The sequence below is a fragment of the Micromonospora sp. NBC_01740 genome (assembly GCF_035920365.1).
GTDB classification, from domain to species: domain Bacteria; phylum Actinomycetota; class Actinomycetes; order Mycobacteriales; family Micromonosporaceae; genus Micromonospora; species Micromonospora reichwaldensis.
Window position 1 is genome coordinate 5,391,385 of record NZ_CP109150.1, and the last position, 18,320, is coordinate 5,409,704.

Consider the following 18,320-nt stretch of genomic DNA (forward strand, 5'->3'; position numbering starts at 1 on the left):
GCCTGGAAACCCCTCCTACCGCGCCGCGACGGCCACCGGTGCGCTGAGGCGGCCCTCGTTGCCGCTGCGGTCCAGGCCGGAGACGCAGTAGGACAGCGGACGGTCGGCCGGGGCGGTGCGGTCGATCCAGCCGGTGCCCCGGGCGATGCCGACGAGCCGGGCCGTGTCGCCGTCGACGCGGTAGACGGCGAAGCTCGCGGCGCCGTCCCCGCGCCAGGTCAGCGTCACCCCGCCAACGCCCGCACGCCGCGCCCCGGTGACCGTGGGGGCGGCCGGCGGCGTCGCCGGTAGCTGTGCCATCACGGGCACCAGCGCCGGCCCGGCGTAGTGGGCCGCGCGGTACCGGCTGACCGCGCCGAGCTTGTCGGCGCGTACCTGCCTGGCGCTGAAGTGCACGCTTCCGCTCGCGCCGTGCCGGCGGTTGAGGGCGAGTTGACGGTCCAACTCGGCCGGATCGCGCCAGGCGCCGCGCTCGCCCACCCGGTAGTCGGCCTGGCCGATGTAGAGCTGCACCCGGGTGCCCCGCACCGTGGCCGCCCACCACGGCAGCAGCTTGGCGTAGTCGGCCTTGTCGAAACCGATGTGCCAGTACAGCTGCGGCACGACGTAGTCCAGCCACTGCCGCCGTACCCAGAGTCGGGTGTCGGCGTAGATGTCGTCGTAGCTCTGCAACCCCGCGGTCGCCGAGCCGGCCGGGTCGGTGCGCTCGTTGCGCCAGATGCCGAACGGGCTGATACCGAACTTGACCCAGGGCTTGATCGCCTTGATCCGCTCGCTCATCTCGCGGACCAGCGTGTTCACGTTGTCCCGGCGCCAGGCGTGCTTGTCGGCGAACCCCCGGCCGTAACGGGCGAACGTCGCGTCGTCCGGGAAGTCCTGCCCGGCCTCCGGGTACGGGTAGAAGAAGTCGTCGAAGTGCACCCCGTCGACGTCGTACCGCTGGACCGCCTCCAGCATCGAGTCCTCGACGAACGTTCGCGCCTCGGGGATGCCGGGGTTGAAGTAGAGGCGGCTGCCGGGCCGGTCGGCGCTGGGGTAGGTCACCACCCAGTCGCGGTGCCGCCGCAGCGGGTGCGTCGGCGCGAGCCGGTCCAGCCTCGGGCCGGGCCCGCCCACCGTGGCCGGCTGCCCGCCCCGGTACGGGTTGAACCAGGCGTGGAACTCCAGGTTGCGGGCGTGCGCCTCGGCGACCATGAACTCCATCGGGTCCCAGCCCGGGTCGCGGCCGTCGCGGCGCCCGGTCAGCCACTCCGACCACGGCGCGTACGCCGACGGCCAGAGTGCGTCCCCGCTCGGCCGCACGTGCACGAAGACCGCGTTGTGGTGGTGCCGCACCGCCAGGTCCAGCCAGCCCCGGAACTCGGCCCGCGCCGCCTCGGGCGACAGCCCCCGCCGGCTCGGCCAGTCGATGTTGTTGACCGTCGTGATCCACATGCCCCGCAGCTCGCGGGGCGCCTCGGCCGGTCGACCGGCGCAGGCGGGGGTGCGATCCGCCGGGGCGGCCCCGAAGGGGGTCACGGCGCCCCGCTCCGACAGGCCGGGTCCACCGGCGACCCCGTCCCGCAGCGACCAGGCGCCGAGGGCGACCGCCACGGCGAGCGCGGCGACCACCGCGACGAATGCCTGGGTACGACGGCGGCGGGCGGGCGAGTCGGCGGCGCGCATCGCTTCAGTCTGCACAGTCGAACCTCCGGGCGCACCAGGCCGACCGCTACTTAACGGTCGGATAAGGCTGGCCGCCGACCCGGAGGACTGCGACGCGTCCGGCAGCGGGAGCGCTCCCCGGAGAGCGGCCACCAGAGCGGATCTGCCGTGACCGACCCGGTGATCTTCAGGCGTCACGGGACGCGGGACACCTGTGGCTACTGTCGGTCGGTTTTGTCAGCGGTGCTGCGGTCGGTGTCCCGGGAGACGAACGGGGTGCGCATGCGGGTCATCGCGTCCGCGCTCACGTCCACCGCCTGCCCGTGTTCGCGGTCGGTGTCCCGGTCGCTCCCTGAAGCGAAGGGATTCAGGACGGGCGGCGTCATATCTGCCAAAACGGACTCCAAGATGTCACAGGGCAGCGCACAACAGATCAGCTGGCAGCTGCAAGCCGGGAAGAAGGCGGGTGGTTGGGGCGCGTCATCGGCCGCCACATACCCGCCTTCGACAGCCTACCGCTTTCACGCCCTTTGCAGACGGTGAGGTGCGACCGGGGCAATCGCCCATCGCGCCGAACCGGGACCGGCGGTCATGATCTGCGCCGAGCTGACCGCAGAGATCGAGCTGACCGCAGAGATGGGGACGCGGCAGGTTCGCGGAGACCGTCTACGCTGAGCCGGCGCAGGTGTTGCCGTGTCTGGGCGTCGGGGTCAGCCGGCGTCCACCGCCGACCGGCCCGGAGCCGAGGTACTTGGCGCCCGCGTAGAAGTCGACCGTGCCGGACGGTGCGCGGTTGCTGATGGTCACCGGGTCCACCTCGGCGGTCGCGGTGACGTGGGTGCGGTGCGGGTTGCCAGCCGAGGTGGTGTCGACCTCCAGGCTGGTGGTGGTACGGAACGCCACGGCGCGGAGATAGTCGTCGAGCATCTGCCGCCAGACATCCCAGACATGGACACCGTTGATGTTGTGCTCGGTGACGTCGACGCCGGCCGGACGCCAGTTCTCGGTTCGAGCGAGCGAGTTCGGGGCGATGCCGATCAGCCAGTCCTGGAGTCCGGTGCCGACGTGGATGCCACCGGTCACGGTCTTCATCCGGTTGATCTGCTCCTGCGTCGGCGTCACCGCACCGCCGGCCGCGCCCCAGACGACGTGGTAGCCGACCAGGTCGGCGTTGTCGTAGAGGAGCGTGATAGCGCAGGCGCCCTCGGCGGACAGCCCGCCGCGCGTGCCTCAACGAGATGTTCACCGCGCTGACCGGCGTGATCGCCGAGGTGCTCGCCGGACGGACCGAGCATGGCCTGATGCCGAAATGTTCCCAGCCGGTGGCGCTCGACCTGCACGACCGGGTCGCGAACTGCGTTGCGGCCGGCGACGCCCGAGGCGCCGAGGCCGCGATGCGTGAGCTACTCGGTGATGCCCGACACGCGTCCGGGAGCGGATCGAACAGGTGACACCGACGGTGTGGGACGAGCCCACGGCGCACCAGCGCCGTTGCACCACCACTTGGCTCTGCCCGCATAATGCCATGATGACTGGCGAACGCGTCATGTTGGACGGCTCGCGGCCTATCCGGGAACGCGTCCAGCACCTCCACGACGCCTGGGCCCGGGACGGACGAGGTCGCGCCTTCCTGGTCACCGGCACGGCGTTCTTCGCGGTCTACTGCTGGAGCTTGAACTACAAGATCGGCGACTCGACGGCTCCGGCCCACGATGCCGAACTGGCCGAGTTCGTCGCCGCCTCGTACGAACTCAATGGCGGGTCCGTCGGCTGGAACGCCATGCTCAACAGCCGCGAGATCTGTTCCACCTGCCATGACCGGTACCGACTGGAGAACCTCGGGATCTGCACCGGCTGCATGCGATACACCTGCTACGGCTGCGGCGAGCATGAATGCTGCGCCGGCGAGTTGCTTTGATCGCGAGGCTGCCGGTCGAGCGACGCACTCTCACCGGCTGTTCGTCAACTGGCGCTACGACCGCAGGCCGGCCAGATGAGGGCAACGAGACAGCCCTGCCGACACCACGTTGGCTGGCAGCAACACCGCCGCCGATCCACTCCCCCACCTTCGCCCAGGAGCAGTTGCGACCCTCGCCCGATCCCGAGACCGGGCGCAGCCGGTGGTCAACGCCGGCCTGTTGCGATGGCGGGCCGTCGGTGTTGTGCTCGGCGCAACCCGAGCTTGGCACGAACTTCAGTACCAGTAGTAGCTCCAGTTTCCCTGGCAGTCGGACTCGAATGATTCCCGGCTCTCGAGAGCAATATCTACCGGGATGATGCTGGTCGACCCGAACTCGTCCTCTTCGGCGATGAGAGCGCGAAGTTGTCGTTCCCACTCATGCCATCGCGGTGTCTGCTGCAGTTGCGCGATCTGAGCCGCAGTGTGGACGAACACGGAGACGCGGTGAAGATCCGCGTTCACCGCGACGGTCCAGACGCTGTCTCCCCAGTCGTCGCGGGACTGGTCCCACCGCTCCTGCGGTATCGCTGCCATGACGCGTGCCGTGGCCTCCTCATCGAAGTACCCCAGCCCGCCCATGACCGGACCAGTTACGAACTCGACGCCGGCAAGTGCTGCGATACGCCGGGCCCGCGAACTTGGAAGCTTCCCGATCCGCAACGCCCGTGCCGTGAACTGCCGCCACCGCCACGGACCGAGGTCGGCGACGATCTGATCGAGGACCGCGTCCGCCGGCAGGCGGCGATCATGGTCGGGTGCCGCGCCGCGTACCCAGGCGGTGATGGTCGGAACCTCCACACCCGGGACTCCGTGGCCGGCCACAAAGTTCATGGACCCGCAGGTAAGGGCAATGAGGGGCTGACCGAGCCGAGCCTCAAGCGCCTCAAGTGCCGGGCGAAGTTCCGCGTCAACGGTCGCCCGCCCTCGAAGGACATCGGCGACTTCCTCGAACTCGTCGTCTTCCTCCGCGCTCACACCAGCATCCTGCCGCACCGGCAGAGCGGGCCCAGCGCAAGCTCCGGCGCCCCCGCCAGGCCCACGACAGGAGGCGGTGGCGGGATCGGGTGCCGACGAGAGCGAGTGCACCGCAAGACCCCTGAAGACACCGCCTAAGCCCCAACCCGATCCGTTCCAGGCTGCTTCGCCCGGTGCATACACTCGGCGGATGAGCTCACCTGGATACCCCGCCCCGGCCCGACCGCCGGTGGTCCGCCCGCTCTGGTCGCTTGCCGGTCCGGCGTTTGGTGCAATGGTCGCCGCCGGACTGCTCACCGCGCCGATCGGCCCGCTGGGTGGCGCGATCGGGCGTGATCTTGGGCTTTCCACCGCAGCCATGGCAGCGACTGTGGTTGCGCCGGGCGTGGTGGCGACGGCGGCCTTGGTCGTGCCCGGATATCTGCTCGGGCGGCGGTGGCCCACTGCAGCCGGGGTGCCGGCGCTTGTGCTCCTGGTCGTTGGGTGCATGGTGAGTGCGCTCGCGTCGGGGGCGGCGCTGATGACGGTTGGGCGGGTGATTGTCGGGCTGGGTGCCGGAACCGTAGTTGGTGTCGCCCTCGCCCTGTCCGGTCAGCTGGGCCGTTGGCGTTCCCGGGCGCGACTGGTGCTCGGCGTCGCGCTCGGTGCTGCACTCCTGTTCGGACCTGTCGCGAGCGGCGTGGTGGCGCAAGCGCTGAGTTGGCGGCCGGTGTTCCTGTTCGACGTGCTGGTGGTCGTGCTCGCGTTGGCCGGCACCATAGCGGGCGGCATCGCAATGCGGGTCGTGCGTCTGTCCCGGCCGAGCCCGCCGGCCGCGCCTGCCCGGGCGACGCGGCTTCCCGACGAGACCCGGTTCGGCGGCCAGCACGCTGACAATCCGTCAACTTGACCTGAACAACTTAGAGGCGTCTGAATTGCGAATTTCGTGAGTGATGCTGCCTTCAATCGTCTCGCCCGGCTGGGATGGTTTCGTCGGTGACGCGTTTGGTGAAGTTGTCGATCATGGCGATGCGGCTCATGCTGGCGGAGTTGTCGGGTAGGGCTTCGTAGTCGCGGGCCAGGCGTCGGTGGTGCATGATCCAGCCGATGTGCATTCGACGACCCCGGCTCATTTGGGCGTCGGATGCGCTGCGGGGCCACCCACGACCTCAGCGCCGCCCGCGTTCACTGCATCATCGACGCGCTGAGCAGCGCCGACGTGATGACCTTCGTCGACAAGGGCTACCAGGGAGCCGGCGGGAGCCCGCAGGTCCACCTGACGGTCGCCCCGATGTACCCGCGCAAGATGCAGCAGCTCGCCGTTCACTTCGCTGGTCCGTCTGCCGGAGCTGAGGCATGCCTGGTGGCTGGGGTTCGACACTATTGCTCACCGCATCGAGCACACCCACACCTGCGGTTCTCAGGTTGGCCGCGGGGTGCAGTTCGATCGACCTGCACCCCGCCACCCCGGTCAGGCGGTGCCGCGCCGCCACGCATGGAACCCGTCGGCATTGCCGGCCGGCGGCCGGCTCAGAGCCCCGTCAGCGGAGAAAGAGGGTTCCTTGCCATCCTGGGCCGTGTGCTGCCGTCGTCGGGAACATCAATCCGCTAGCGAAGCGGCCTGCATTGATGTTCGTGATGAGCCTGCCCTCACCGTTGATCGAGACCAGGTCGGCGCGACCGTCCCCGCTCAGGTCGGTCGGGTTGGGCAGCATGTTGGCGTTCCAACCCTGACCCACAGAAACTCGGGGTCCCAGGCTGGCACGTCCGTTCGTCATGCCCTGATTGCGGAAGGCGGCAAGCGTCCCGTCCACCAGTACACCGAGCACATCCGCAGGTCCGTCGCCGTCGAGGTCGACGACGTGCACGGCCAGGTAACCGGCCCAGCCCTCACCGATCCGTTGACCGGTGGCGAACATTCCGCCGGTGAAGCTACCGGTGTTCAGGTGGTGCCACAGCGATCCATCGGACTTGATGGACACCAGGTCGGCTCTTCCATCACCCGTGAGATCACCGACGATGGGACGCTCGGCGGTGCTCCACCCCTGGCCGACCTGGACGGCCAGACCCCAGGTGACAGCACCGTTGTTCATGCCGGTGTTACGGAACGCCTTGAGCGTGCCGTCCGGGAACACTCCCAGCAGGTCAGCGCGCCCGTCGTCATCGAGGTCAGTCAGGTGCACCGCCAGCATCCCCTGCCAGCCGCTGCCGACCTGGACACCTGCCGCGAACATGCCACCCGTGAAGGACCCGGTGTTTCTGAACTGCACGAGGGCCCCGGTGCTGGTCACTGTCAGCAGGTCCGCGAGCCGGTCACCGTCGAGATCACCGACGATAGGCAGCTGCGTGGCCGACCAACCCTGCCCGACCGTCTGGGTAGCGCCCAGCTCCGGCCAGTTCATTGTGGTACGCAGGTTCTCGTACGCGTTCAGCGTGCCGTTTGCCCTGACTGCCAGCACATCGGAGCGCCCGTCTCCGCTCAGATCCACGCTGTCGACGCCCCGGCGCAACGCAAAGGTCACCAGCGGGTGGAGCACGCCGTGCGCCACCGACTCGGGATGGGCGGCGATGGCGGGAAGGAGGTTACGAATCTCCTGGCGAAGGTTGTTCGCCACGGTGGTCTGTCCGGCGCGCTCGGCGGTCAGGAGATCCACGGCGCGAGTCGCCACGTCCACGAGGCGCACCGTCTGCTGCAACCATGGTCCCGCCTCGGTCGTCAGGCTGGTGTTCATGGTCTGCAGGGCCGTACTGGCCGTCTTGAGGCCAGAGAGCCTCTGTTTGAGTGCGGCGGCGGCGTTGTCCACCCCGCTTCCGGTACGGAGGGCGTTGCGGAAGTTCCTGATGGCATCGGCCAGCGCCACCGAGTCGGTGTGGTCGATGACGGACGAACGGTTGATCTCGGCGAAGGTTCGCAGCTGGCTGGCCATCGATCCACCCAGGGTGTTGATGGCGCGGGACCAGGAGTCCTCTGGCCGGTAGTGGCCCGGATTCCAGGCGAAGTCGGCGGCAGTGAGCAGGGGCAGCTGGGAGGGGCCCTGCTGGGTCATCTCGTTGAACAGGATTCCCGGAGCAGCGGAAAGCGCAGCCTCGCGCCCGACCAGCGGGCCCATCTGGAGTCGGTCCCAGACCTGGTCGTTGACCGGGAAGTTGTCCCAGATGGCGAGGCGGTGCCTGGGGAACGCCAACTGTGCGTCGTCGAGGTTCTTCCGGGTGATACTCGGCGACAGCACCTCGGGACCGGTCCAGTACACGCCCACGGCGGTGTCGAGCCGAGTGTCGAACTCGGTCCGGTAGCTGCTCACCGCCATCCCGGCGTACTCGCTGCTGACCGTGTACAGCTGGCCCATGTCGGCGTGGGCTCGGACGAACTTCGTCTGGACGAAATTCGTGACGTCGGCCTGTGCCCGGGCCCACGCCGTTTCCCCGGTTCCGTACGTCTGGCCGTCGCTGACGCAGGAGAACGGCCGCGTCGGGAAGACGTCGTCCCAGGCGATGACGAAGTGCCTGACCCCGATCTGGTACATCTGGTCGAGCCGGGAGAGGAGGGTGTTGCGCTCCGTGGCGGAGGAGTGGCAGATGCCGCTAGCCTGGTCCAGCGGCATCTCGGGTGAGATCCGGTAGACGAACGCGACATGCAGGCTGTTGGCCTTGGTGACGACTTCTCGCAGGTCGCCAAGTTCCGCGTTCGTGTACGGGGTGCGCCAGTTGTTGCTTCCGCTACCCCCCGTGCGCGGGTCAGCCGCGGGCCCGTAGAAGAAGCGGTTCATCTTGTTCCGAGCGAGGACCTCCACCTGTTCCAGCCGGTCAGCCTTCGTCCACCGGGCCACCCCTGCGGGTGGGGGGTTGGCCGAGTCCATCCCACCGCGGAATGTGAAGGCTGGCCAGTCCTTGATCGTGACCCGCGCGATCTCCGCGCCAGAAGAGTCCGACGTCAGGAGCTGTTTCAGGGTCTGTGCGGCGTAGAAGGTGCCCACCTTCTGGCCGCCGGAGAGCACGATTCGCTGCCTGCCGGCAGAGTCCGTACCGGTGGCCAGCAGATAGCCCTGATCCGGCAAGGTGCTCGGCGCTGTGACACCGATTGCATTCAGGGCCGCCGCGCTGGCGGGCGTCTCCTGCTCTCCCCCGACGTAGACGGTTGTTCCGGCGCCCGGATCGGTGCCGGTGATGGTGACGCTCGTGTTGTGCGCGGTGAAAGCAGCCACCACGGCGTCAACGGCCGGCTGGTCCGCAGCCGTGCCACGAACAACTGTCAAAGCGGCCGGCAGGTCAAGTGCGGTTCCGGTAACGGACAATTCCCGTGGCTTGGGACTGAGAGATGGGGTGGCTGCAGCGCCACTGGCCGTGGGCGGTGAGCCGATCAGCGTGACCGCAACGAGGAGCGAGGCGAACGCGTAGGCGGCCACTGGGTTTGAAAAGCGCCAGCGTCCCTGACGGTAGCTGCTTCGCATGGGCGTACTCCTGGGCACTTGAGAATCATGACTGGAGCCGATGGCACCTAGCGACTCAAGGAGATACTGGGCTAGACCAGATGGCCTCGTCAATGGATGCGGTCAGCCAAGCAGCCATGATCTTGAATCAGCCTGGATCCGCGGGTCCGCTGGGTGGCGGACCCCGCACGCAGCGGGCGCCCCGGGGCCCTGCGGGTGCCGAAAACCTCGTCCGCGCTGGTCAGATGGCGTCTTGCGTATTCGTGCAGGAGTCCGCCGAGTCGAAGCGTGTCCCTGGCGGCGGGGCCCAAGCCGGTCGCGGCGACCAGGTACAACATCGCCACGGTCCAGAGCAGGAAGGCGGCGCCGGTCGCCCATACCGCCGCGAGAAGCGCGCCGACCGTCGCCCCAACGATCTGTCCACGGCGATCATGATGTCTCATCGATGCACGAAGCCACCGGGCCGAGAGGCAGCGGCACGCTCATCGCCCCACACCGCACGTGCTGTTCGCGGGGACGTGCCGTCCACCACCGCCCGGGCCCAGTGGACCTCGGGTCGCCGGGCGCCGGGGCGGGTCGTACGCGATGATGTCGCCGCCGCCCTGGCCGACGCGGTCCGCTTCCTCGCAAGCGACGCCGGCAGATGCATCACGGGCCAGACCATCGACGCCACCGGCGGAACCCACCTGTGAGTCTCGGCGAAGCGGCTGACGATCTCCGCGAGCCGACGGCACGCGAAGGTGGGTCGGCACTGGGCCGACCGCCGACACCGCGGTCCTCCCCCGACCGGGCTACCGGGCGTCAGGTGTTGACCGGACGCGGGCGACCAGGCGCACGTGGGTGACCAGCCAGTCCAACGGCTCGCCGGCCGGGGTGCTGAGGGCGGCCACCGGGACGAGACGGTTGGTGACGATCCAGTCGTTGCGGGACGTTCCGCTCGCGGGGGGGCGATCTCGAAGCCGACGTCGGTGGGCAACGACTTCCAGTCGGCGTACTCCATGCCGCAAGATCGCGACCTGAATCACCGACTTCTACAACCGGCGCCGCCGGCACTCCGTCTGCGACCGGCGATCACCCATCGACTGAGAACGGTCAGAGACCCGCGCACCGGAGGCCTGGGCCGCATAACGACGCACTCCACGATTCCAGGGGATTGACACCCGTGGGCGAGGCCAGGGAAAGTATTTGCCTAGGCACTGATCACCGCTGTGAGCCCATGCAGTTAGCGAAGCTTGAGTAGGAGGTGCACACAGCTGCCAATTGCGGAATCGCGAACCGATCAGGTGTCGGTAGTTTGCGACTGTTCATGAACAGGACAGGCAATGCGCGCTCCTGGTCGACCCCGGCAAGGGTCCAGGAGGGCGCAGTTCCTGTTACGCCAACACCTAGAGGATGACAAGGAGCAGGTGGTCAGAGTTGTGCGCAGAACAACGAGCAATTCGGAACTGATTTTTGGCTCTAACAGCATCACGTCTCGCCAGGTTATCGAAATGCTCTCGTCGCCGGACATGGCAAGCAGGTGTCGCAAGCTTGGAATCTTCCGATCATATCCGGTCATTGGCGATGAATACTGCGTCATGGCAAGGGAGTTTGTCGCCGCGCATGGCGAGTTGATGACGCGACTCCTCTCTGGCGAAGCCGTCGAGGAGGAGGTGATCCACGTACTCATTCGAAACTATCTCAACTATCCGTCACAAGTGTCGGCCAAGACCTTTTTTGAGATAACGGCCGCCCGCGACCGCGCCCTCAACGCCACTATGATGCGACACCTCTCAGCTCTGCCCCCTCGAGATTCGATCAATATTCTCGGCTATGGAGCTGACTCGTGTGCGGATGAACGCCGGATCGCCGAGAGACTCATCAGGCGGGGGATCTGCAAGGAGGCCACCATTTTTCGCTACAATCCTTTCAGCAGCCTCCAGCATCCCGACATCAATGATCTGCAATCAACCGAGTTGGAAGGGATGGGCGGCACGAAATTCGATGTAATTCTAGCCTTCTGGACACTGCACCACGTCTTTCCTGAATATCGGTGGTCCGAGATAGGCGCTTTCCTGAGACGTGTCGCCCCCGAAGGAACTGTGGTGATACTGGAGGAAGGGGATCTTCAGTCGCCCCCCTCCGCGTCGCCAGCCGAGCGCGCATATCACTTCATGGTCCTTTGCCAAGACATCATCGTCAATCGCGCCCTTCGGCCAGAATGGCTCGGCACTCCAGAGAACTTCTATGCGAAATATTTGAGCAGCCAAGACATGCAGTTGATGGAGGCCTATTTTGCTCGCCCCTTCCAGCGCCATGACCCTTCCATCAACCGTGGAGGCGTCATTGACGAGACGATACTATTCTACGACTGCCCGTAGCCGCGATGGACGTCGATGCCAAGGGCGATAGTACTGTTCTGATGACGCACCTCGGTAGAACGGCTGCCGAGCAGGCGCAGCTTGGCGCTGCGCCACTTCCACCCGTAGGATCTGCGCCCTGCTCGGCGTGCCAATCGCTAACCTGGACCTGTTCGCAGCCACCACTCAGACGCTGGATTCACCACGGCCGAAAATGAGGACATGATGGTGGCCGCTCTGCTGTCGTGCCTCGACCAGTTCATGTAGTACACCAACGTCACTTGATCTTTCGGCTGGCTTGGTGACTGAGTCTGCGCTGGTAGTGGGACCGTCGGACTCGGGCTTGGGATGTTCGATCGTGGGCCGATACCGGGCCCGGACGCGGGTGGTGGACGGTCGGCACCGGCGGCGGGTGCGGCAGGCCCAGCACGAGGCCGCCCGCACCGTCGTCGCCTGGGCCGTACCGCGATGTCGGCGCGGCGGCCAGCATCGCCATCCGTACCTCAGGCGGCAGATCCACAGGTCGTGGATCTTCGTTTCGGTCTGTTCGCGGGCGGAACTACGCCGGCGTGGCATCCCGATCAAGACCGACCAGGCCGCTGGCCCGCTGGCCCGACGTCGCGGCGGACACGGCCGTCACAGCTTCCCGCAGTTGTGGACCGCGACGACCCTCGTCGAGCCGAACCCGGACACCGTGCTGGTACCGCTGGTCGCCGCGTGGCCGGCCGGCCTGGCCGGCACCACGGTCAGATGCAGGCCGCGCTCCGCAGGGCCGGTGCGCTCGTTCCGCTGGCCACCGGCGAGGATCTCCGAAGGTGCGCCTCTGCTCGTCGCTTCGCGCTTGCTAGGTTCCGCACATGATCGACACTGCTGCGGCGGTCGAGTGGGTGATCGCGCACGGCGACGAGCCCGACAGGCACCGACTGGCGACGGTGCTGACAGGGGTGTGGCCGGCGCCGCTGGATGTGGCGGACGCCCTGTTCGCCGACCAGTCTCCCGAGGGTGGTTTCCCGGCGCCCTGGTCACCCGGCGCCCCCTCGGTGGCGGCGACGTGCGAACGGCTTGACCGGATCATCGAGTTGGACCTGCGGTACAGCTCACGGGTGGATCGTTGCGCCGACTGGCTCGCCGCGCTGGTCGCGCCGGACGGCGCGGTGCGCTCCGCCGTGGACACCGGGCACCTGCCGTCGCGGGACCCGCTCTACCTGACCGCCAAGGTCGGCTGGTGCCTGGCGGTCCTGGACCGGCCCGAGGCGGCCAGACCGGCCGCCCGGGCGGTGCGCGACGCCGTCGAGGCCTCAGGGGTCTGGCCGTCGTGCCTCACCACCACCTGGCTCGCCGCCGCCCTGCTGTGGGCGGCGGGGCTGCGCGAGGAGGCAGACCGAGGGCTGGACATCCTGGCGCGACGGCTGCTCGACGCCCCGCCGGCCGACATCGCCCGCGCCGGATGCGCGCTACGGGCGACGTTGCTGCCTCCGGAGCATCCAGTGTTCCGCGTCGTGGTCCGGCGGCTCACCGCCACCCAGCGCCCGGACGGCTCGTGGCCGGTCGACGGCGCCCTTACCGAGCAGGTCGCAGTCGCCATCACCGCGATAGGCGCCGTCGCCGGCCTGGTCTGAAACGCCTCCACCGCAAGGGCGAAAGACCGGGTCAGGAGCAGGGGAGGTCGGCGCAGCCACCCGTGAATCAGCCGCACGGTCGTGGGCACCCCGACCACACGGGGACCACGCAAGCACCGCACGGTGGCCGCGGGGTCAGCGCTGGCGGCGGTTCCAGGGGCCGGTGACGGCGTACGTGATGCCCGGGTTGTAGACGTTGAAGAACATGGTCCGGCCGTCGGCGGAGAACGTCGCGCCGGCCAACTCGCCGAACTCCGGGTCACCGGCGGTGCCGACGTCGACCCGGTTACGTGCGAAGACGAACACCTCCCCGGCGGCAGTCGTACCAAGGATGTGCTGGTCCCCGATCCCGTCCTCGCACATCATGAGGCCCCCGTACGGCGACATACAGATGTTGTCCGGGGCGTCGAACTCCGGGTTCTCCGGTGCCGGGGTGGAGCGGGTGAAGATGGTCTCCAGGCGCAACGTGTTGGCTCGCGGGTCGTACCGCCAGACCTGACCGTCGTGGTCGCGGGCCGAGCCCTGCGCGCGCCGGGCGAACGACGAGACGAAGTAGGCGCAGCCGTCGTTCTCCCCCCACCAGGCGCCCTCGATCTTGTACCCACCGGTGATCGGCTTGCCGTAGTCCTGGGCACGGACCGACTCCGTCGTCGCCAGCGGGTCAGGCACGTCAAGCCACTCGACGCCGGAGAAGGACGTGCCCGCCGTCGTCACCACCGACAGGTCCGGCAGATCCGGGACGTGCAGGGCCTGCAGCACGCCGCCTGCCCGCAGGCTCCCGTGACCGCCGAGCGGCCGGTTCGGCAGGAAACGGTAGAAGCTGCCCAGCGGCGCCACGAACGCGTCCTCGGTCTCGTAGACGATGCCGGTCTGCGGGTCGACCGCGACCGCCTCGTGCTGGAACCGACCCATCGCGGTCAGCGGTGTCGGATCGATGTTGCGAGCATCGTCGTACGGGTCAACCTCGAAGATGAACCCGTGGTCCTTCGCGTACCCGCGGGCACCCGCCTTGTCTTCGGTCTCCTCACAGGTCAGCCACGTGCGCCACGGCGTCCGGCCGCCGGAACAGTTGATGGCCGTGCCGCCAAGGCTGACGTGCTCGGCGACGGCGCGGTTCGACGCGTCGACGGCGAGGGTGCTGGTCCCGCCCCCGGCGGCCGGGTCGTACGTGCGTTCCGGCGGAGCCACAACCGTGATCCTCGCGGTCGGGGAGCACTCATGGTTACGGACCAGGCGGGTGCCGCGCGCCTTGTCGGCGAAGGAACCCATACCGTCGAACCGGCTCGGCACGATGCCACCGTCGGGCCGGACGGTGCCTTCGCGCGACAGCACCGTGTAGCGAAAGCCCACCGGCAGGTCGAGCATGCCGGCCGGGTCAGGCACGAGCGGACCGTACCCGGCCTCCGGGCCGGACACCCCCAGCGCGGGTGCCGCGGTGAACAGGGCGTCGGCCGAACCGGCCACGGCCACGGCGAGACCGACTCCGGCCGAGCGGGACAGGAACTGGCGGCGAGACAAAGACACGGACAAGCCTCCTGGACGTCACGGACCGTCGCGTCCGGCCGACATCGACCCGAATCGCTCGATCCACTACGTCACATCCCGACCCACCCGTCAAGTAGATGACGGTTAGACAGTGGGACCGGGCAGGATGACATCGGCAGTCACCCGAGGCAGTGGCATCGACAGTGGACTCGATCGAGCGCGGCGTGCTGCTCGCGCCGGAGATGCGCACCCGGATGTTCCGGTCGCAGGCCACTGGCGACGGTGACGCTCGCTCGGCCGTCCCCCGGGCTCCACGCCGCGCCCGGTGAGCACGTACAATTGCGAACCTCCGTCGTCGACTACCGTCGTCAACGATGACGCTTGAGCAACCACCACTTCTGGCCAACAAATGGCCACGCTTGGCGGCGGAGCTTGCGACCGCGCTTCACGAGGCGGACGAGGGCGACCTGGTCGACCAGGTCGACAGTCTCCGAGTGCTCCAGGAGCATGTTCGTCGAGGTCCTCGACCGTCCGCCGGTCAACTGACTGGGAGAACTCGGTCCGGTCCGCCCGCCACAGCAGCACCGCGGCGACGGGTTCCCTCCACTTCGGGCCGTACCCATCCTGCGCCAGCACCGTAGCAATGCGGGTCAACGGCCCGATGCTTCGTTGACGCCGTACCGCACCATGACGTGCAAGTCCTCGGCGAGTAGATCCCTTGCGAGGCCACGATCCACGAATGCTGCCAACGATCGGCCGATCTCGTCTCCCGCCACATCAGATAGGTCCTCATCGTGTGCGGCACGCCGCAACGCGTCCAACGCGCGCGGGTCGTCCCAGTTATATCTACCCGGGAAAAACGGCCTACGGCAGCTTTCCTGCGGCCACCGTCACGGTCCCGGAGCAGCCCGGGCCGCCGGGGCTCCCCGCCGGACACGGCGGCACGGTGGCCCCCGCTCATGTGCCCTCTTCGGAGGACCCCGTGGTCCGCCCCGGTCAGGCAACGTCCCTACGTTGGGGCAGGACGATGGCCAGTAGCGCGGCGGCAAGCGCGTAGGCGATCAGCAGCCCGGCCCCGGCCGGCGGGGAGAGGAGCTGCGGTGCGGCCCCGGCCGCGCCCTGGGCCGCCTGGGTGAGCGCGGTGAAATTGGTCAGCGCGGCGGTGGCGCCGCCAGGCAGGAACGGGTAAGCCGTGTTCACCTCGGGAATGAAGAGCAGCAGGTTTTCCCCCATGTAGAGGTACGCGCCCAGGCCGGCCAACGCGATCACCTGGTTGCGGACCAGTGCGCCGATGCCCACGCCCAGTACCGTGTAGGCGGCCATCGCCACGACCAGGCGCAGCAGCAAACCGACGACGACATCGAGTGTTGCGCCGGCGGGGATGTCCCGGACAGCCATCCCGGCGTAGAGCGCGATGCCGGCCGTGGTCGTGGTGATCAGCCCATAGGCCACTCCGGCGACGAGGTAGACGAGGAGTTTCGCGGCCAGCACGCTCCAGCGTCGAGGTGCGAACAGGAACGCGGTCGATATGGTGCGGTGCCGGTACTCGGAGGTGACCGCCGTTGCGCCGAACAGCGCAGGGACGATCACTCCGAGCCCGGCGAGGCCGAGTACCGCCCGGATGCCGGCCTCAGTGTCCATCCCGGGCAGTGGCGGGTTGACGTTCTCCGGGCCGATTACGGTGAGCAGCCCGACCAGGCCGCCTCCGAAGACGACCGCGGCGACCACCGCCCAAATCCAGAGGCGGGTGGCGACCAGCCGACGGAACTCGGCTCGGACGAGGTGGCTCATCTGGTGGTCCTCTTTTCCCCGGTCAACTGCAGAAATGCCTGTTCCAGGTCGGTGCGGTACGGAGTCAGTCCGTACACCCGCAGGCCCGCGCCCGCCGCGGTGTCAGCCACCCGTTCGGCGTTGAGGCCATGGACTCGGAGGGTGCCCGGACCGGTGTTCTCGATCTGGGGCGGGCGACCGTCGGTCGTCCCGACGTCGCCCAATAGCACGGCGAGGAGGTCAGCGTCCGGAGACTGGACCACGACGGCGGGAACGGTTACCGCAGCGAGTTCGTCGAGGGTGCCTTCGGCCATCAGGCGCCCACTGTCGAGCACAACCACGCGATCCACCATCTGCTCCACCTCGCTGAGCACATGACTGGAGACCAGGACGGTGCGCCCCTCGTTGGCGAACTGGCGCAGGAACCGGCGTAGCCAGGCGATCCCCCCGGGATCGAGCCCGTTGGTCGGCTCGTCCAGGAGTAGCACGGGAGCATCGCCGAGCAGGGCCGTGGCGAGGGCGAGCCGCTGGCGCATACCCGTGGAGAACTCGCCGGTCCTCCGGCCCGCGAATCCGGACATGCCCAGGGCCTCGATGACCTCGTCCGCGCGCCGTACCGGCAGCCCGGCCATGTCGCAGTAGATCCGCAGGTGGTCCCGGGCGCTGATTCCTGGGTGACAGCTCGATGCGTCCAGAGCCGCGCCGACGGTACGAGCCGGCTGCGGCAGATCGACGTAGTGTCGGCCACCGATGAGGGCGTCGCCAGAGGTGGGCCGGATCAATCCCAGGATCATCCGCAGGGTGGTCGACTTCCCGGCGCCGTTCGGTCCGAGGAAACCAGTCACCCGCCCAGGCTCCACGGTGAAGCTCAGGTCGGTGACGGCCGGGACGGCACCGAACCGCTTGGTGAGGTTGCGCACCTGCACCCTTACGCCGTCGGACGTCTTCGTGATGCCGGTGAGCGGCTCGTCGTGGTCATCGGGAATCAGTTTCCGGATCGCGGGCATGAGGCATCGCCATTCGTGGTGGGTCGGCAGGGGCCGGTGTGGCCACCGGCCGGGGAAGGACGGACGAACCGGTCAGGACTTCCGGGTGGCCTCTTCGATGAGCCGGACCGTCGCGCGGGGGTCGCTGACCTGGATGACGAGGCGGTTGTAGCGTTCGTCGGTCAGTTCGATGACGACGGCCTGGGCCGGGTCGCGAACGTCCCAGAACACCCGCTCGCCGTCGAGGTGGAAGGTGCCCGCGACGATGACCCCGGGAAGGTGCGCTCCCGGCGCTCGCAGCCCCTTCGACTCCTTGACGATTCCCGGGTCGGCGGTCGCGCCCCTGACGTTGACCAGCGGAATCGTGAGTCGGCTCTTCAATGCCCAGAGCTTGTCGAGGCCTTCGATCTCCACGACGAGGGCCTCGCCGTCGATGTGCACACGTGCCATGTCTCTCTCCTCAGATCTCGTGCCGGCTGAGCTGGTCGGCCACAGCGCCGCCGGCTTCGGTGGTGTGCGTTCCGGACGCGCCGGCCCTGGCTCGCAGGCGCAGACCCAGCACAGCGGCGGTCAGCTCGGTGGCCGGCGCCGCGACGCGAGCGGTCTCGTCAGCGCCCTGATACGTGGCGATCAGAACCCGGCCGAGGGCCTCGTCGAACTCCTGCAAGCAACTGGCGACAATTTCGGCGACCTCGGCGTCGATGGGCGCGCGTTCAACCGCGGCCCTCAGGAGCAGGTCGAAGCCGGGTTGCGCCGCGTCGGCGGCAAGTGCGCGATGCAGGGCCTCGGTGATGTCGTGGGCCGCCGAGACGGCCAGGACGAGTGGTCGCACCTGGTGCTCCACGTGCCAGCGCAGCGCCCTTGTGTAGAGCCCACGCTTGCTGCCGAAAGTCTTGTACAGGCTGTTGCGATGGACGCCGAGTTTGGCCACCAGGTCATCGACGGACGTGCCGTCGTAGCCCTGGTCGGCAAACACCTCCACAGCCGCCTGAACAGCCTGTTCCTCGTCGAACCCGCGTGGTCTTCCCATGTCAACCACGGTAGCGGGTTTAGGAACGACCAGTCAAGAACAGTCGTTCCTAAATTCCGTCGAGAGATGTCCGGTGACTAACCGCAAGCGGTAGGTGACCGTGGGC

At 68.2% G+C, this 18,320-nt stretch carries 15 protein-coding genes and 2 pseudogenes; 7 read left to right on the top strand and 10 right to left on the bottom strand.

From position 1 onward, the window contains the following. Positions 1-15 precede the first annotated feature (15 nt). Positions 16-1,680 carry a glycoside hydrolase family 10 protein gene (locus OG989_RS23870; protein WP_442791882.1) on the bottom strand — a complete coding sequence of 555 codons (1,665 nt, stop codon included), beginning with the start codon at positions 1,678-1,680 and terminating at the stop codon, positions 16-18. Between the two features lie 630 nt (positions 1,681-2,310). After that, entirely contained in the window at positions 2,311-2,766 is a 456-nt protein-coding gene (locus tag OG989_RS23875; RefSeq protein ID WP_151452628.1) for a hypothetical protein, read from the bottom strand. Positions 2,767-2,882: 116 nt separating this feature from the next. Here OG989_RS23875 and OG989_RS23880 point away from each other — a divergent pair, with 116 nt between their 5' ends. Further along, a complete protein-coding gene (locus OG989_RS23880; protein WP_151452629.1) occupies positions 2,883-3,095 on the top strand; it encodes a hypothetical protein in 213 nt (70 codons plus the stop codon). A gap of 77 nt (positions 3,096-3,172) precedes the next feature. After that, a complete protein-coding gene (locus tag OG989_RS23885; protein WP_151452630.1) occupies positions 3,173-3,562 on the top strand; it encodes a hypothetical protein in 390 nt (129 codons plus the stop codon). 276 nt (positions 3,563-3,838) lie between these two features. Here OG989_RS23885 and OG989_RS23890 read toward each other — a convergent pair whose 3' ends face one another. Next, positions 3,839-4,579, bottom strand: a complete 741-nt coding sequence (locus OG989_RS23890; protein ID WP_327028518.1) for a hypothetical protein — start codon at positions 4,577-4,579, stop codon at positions 3,839-3,841. 190 nt (positions 4,580-4,769) lie between these two features. Here OG989_RS23890 and OG989_RS23895 point away from each other — a divergent pair, with 190 nt between their 5' ends. Then, complete coding sequence (locus OG989_RS23895; RefSeq protein ID WP_151452632.1) at positions 4,770-5,468, top strand: MFS transporter; 699 nt, start codon at positions 4,770-4,772, stop codon at positions 5,466-5,468. Positions 5,469-5,520: 52 nt separating this feature from the next. Here OG989_RS23895 and OG989_RS23900 read toward each other — a convergent pair. Further along, positions 5,521-5,667, bottom strand: a pseudogene (locus OG989_RS23900) (IS5 family transposase); the annotation flags it as partial. Positions 5,668-5,683: 16 nt separating this feature from the next. On the opposite strand from OG989_RS23900, the pseudogene OG989_RS23905 reads away from it, so the two are divergent. Continuing rightward, positions 5,684-5,822, top strand: a pseudogene (locus tag OG989_RS23905) (IS5/IS1182 family transposase); the annotation flags it as partial. Positions 5,823-6,099: 277 nt separating this feature from the next. Here OG989_RS23905 and OG989_RS23910 read toward each other — a convergent pair. After that, entirely contained in the window at positions 6,100-9,006 is a 2,907-nt protein-coding gene (locus OG989_RS23910) for a beta-N-acetylglucosaminidase domain-containing protein (RefSeq protein ID WP_327028519.1), read from the bottom strand. 497 nt (positions 9,007-9,503) lie between these two features. Here OG989_RS23910 and OG989_RS23915 point away from each other — a divergent pair, with 497 nt between their 5' ends. The 3 genes from OG989_RS23915 to OG989_RS23925 all read left to right on the top strand — a co-directional run bounded on the left by OG989_RS23915 (position 9,504) and on the right by OG989_RS23925 (position 12,943). Next, on the top strand, positions 9,504-9,677 hold the full coding sequence (locus OG989_RS23915) for a hypothetical protein (protein WP_327028520.1): 174 nt from the start codon (positions 9,504-9,506) through the stop codon (positions 9,675-9,677). 714 nt (positions 9,678-10,391) lie between these two features. Beyond that, positions 10,392-11,345 (top strand): hypothetical protein, encoded by a 954-nt coding sequence (locus tag OG989_RS23920; RefSeq protein WP_327028521.1) that lies wholly within the window; start codon positions 10,392-10,394, stop codon positions 11,343-11,345. Between the two features lie 836 nt (positions 11,346-12,181). Beyond that, positions 12,182-12,943 carry a hypothetical protein gene (locus tag OG989_RS23925; RefSeq protein ID WP_327031287.1) on the top strand — a complete coding sequence of 254 codons (762 nt, stop codon included), beginning with the start codon at positions 12,182-12,184 and terminating at the stop codon, positions 12,941-12,943. 135 nt (positions 12,944-13,078) lie between these two features. Here the strand turns inward: OG989_RS23925 and OG989_RS23930 are convergent, their stop codons facing one another. The 5 genes from OG989_RS23930 to OG989_RS23950 form a co-directional block, all read right to left on the bottom strand. Next, positions 13,079-14,467: an alkaline phosphatase PhoX gene (locus tag OG989_RS23930; RefSeq protein WP_151452636.1), complete on the bottom strand. Its 1,389-nt coding sequence runs from the start codon at positions 14,465-14,467 to the stop codon at positions 13,079-13,081. A 957-nt stretch (positions 14,468-15,424) separates the two neighbouring features. After that, the gene (locus OG989_RS23935) at positions 15,425-16,219 is read right to left on the bottom strand and encodes an ABC transporter permease (RefSeq protein WP_327028522.1); all 795 of its coding nucleotides are present in this window, start codon (positions 16,217-16,219) and stop codon (positions 15,425-15,427) included. Continuing rightward, on the bottom strand, positions 16,216-17,205 hold the full coding sequence (locus OG989_RS23940) for an ABC transporter ATP-binding protein (protein WP_327028523.1): 990 nt from the start codon (positions 17,203-17,205) through the stop codon (positions 16,216-16,218). Before OG989_RS23940 ends, OG989_RS23935 begins: the two co-directional genes overlap by 4 nt. Before the next feature lie 72 nt (positions 17,206-17,277). Beyond that, entirely contained in the window at positions 17,278-17,634 is a 357-nt protein-coding gene (locus OG989_RS23945) for a hypothetical protein (RefSeq protein ID WP_327028524.1), read from the bottom strand. Positions 17,635-17,644: 10 nt separating this feature from the next. Next, positions 17,645-18,214 carry a TetR/AcrR family transcriptional regulator gene (locus OG989_RS23950; RefSeq protein WP_327028525.1) on the bottom strand — a complete coding sequence of 190 codons (570 nt, stop codon included), beginning with the start codon at positions 18,212-18,214 and terminating at the stop codon, positions 17,645-17,647. Positions 18,215-18,320 lie beyond the last annotated feature (106 nt).

Excerpts from the sequence above, each read along its gene's own strand:
- OG989_RS23895 (WP_151452632.1), top strand. The coding sequence starts at position 4,770 with ATGAGCTCACCTGGATACCCCGCCCCGGCCCGACCGCCGGTGGTCCGC.
- OG989_RS23925 (WP_327031287.1), top strand. The coding sequence starts at position 12,182 with ATGATCGACACTGCTGCGGCGGTCGAGTGGGTGATCGCGCACGGCGAC.
- OG989_RS23885 (WP_151452630.1), top strand. The coding sequence starts at position 3,173 with ATGACTGGCGAACGCGTCATGTTGGACGGCTCGCGGCCTATCCGGGAA.
- OG989_RS23910 (WP_327028519.1), bottom strand. The coding sequence starts at position 9,006 with ATGCGAAGCAGCTACCGTCAGGGACGCTGGCGCTTTTCAAACCCAGTG.
- OG989_RS23880 (WP_151452629.1), top strand. The coding sequence starts at position 2,883 with ATGTTCACCGCGCTGACCGGCGTGATCGCCGAGGTGCTCGCCGGACGG.
- OG989_RS23940 (WP_327028523.1), bottom strand. The coding sequence starts at position 17,205 with ATGCCCGCGATCCGGAAACTGATTCCCGATGACCACGACGAGCCGCTC.
- OG989_RS23950 (WP_327028525.1), bottom strand. The coding sequence starts at position 18,214 with ATGGGAAGACCACGCGGGTTCGACGAGGAACAGGCTGTTCAGGCGGCT.
- OG989_RS23945 (WP_327028524.1), bottom strand. The coding sequence starts at position 17,634 with ATGGCACGTGTGCACATCGACGGCGAGGCCCTCGTCGTGGAGATCGAA.
- OG989_RS23935 (WP_327028522.1), bottom strand. The coding sequence starts at position 16,219 with ATGAGCCACCTCGTCCGAGCCGAGTTCCGTCGGCTGGTCGCCACCCGC.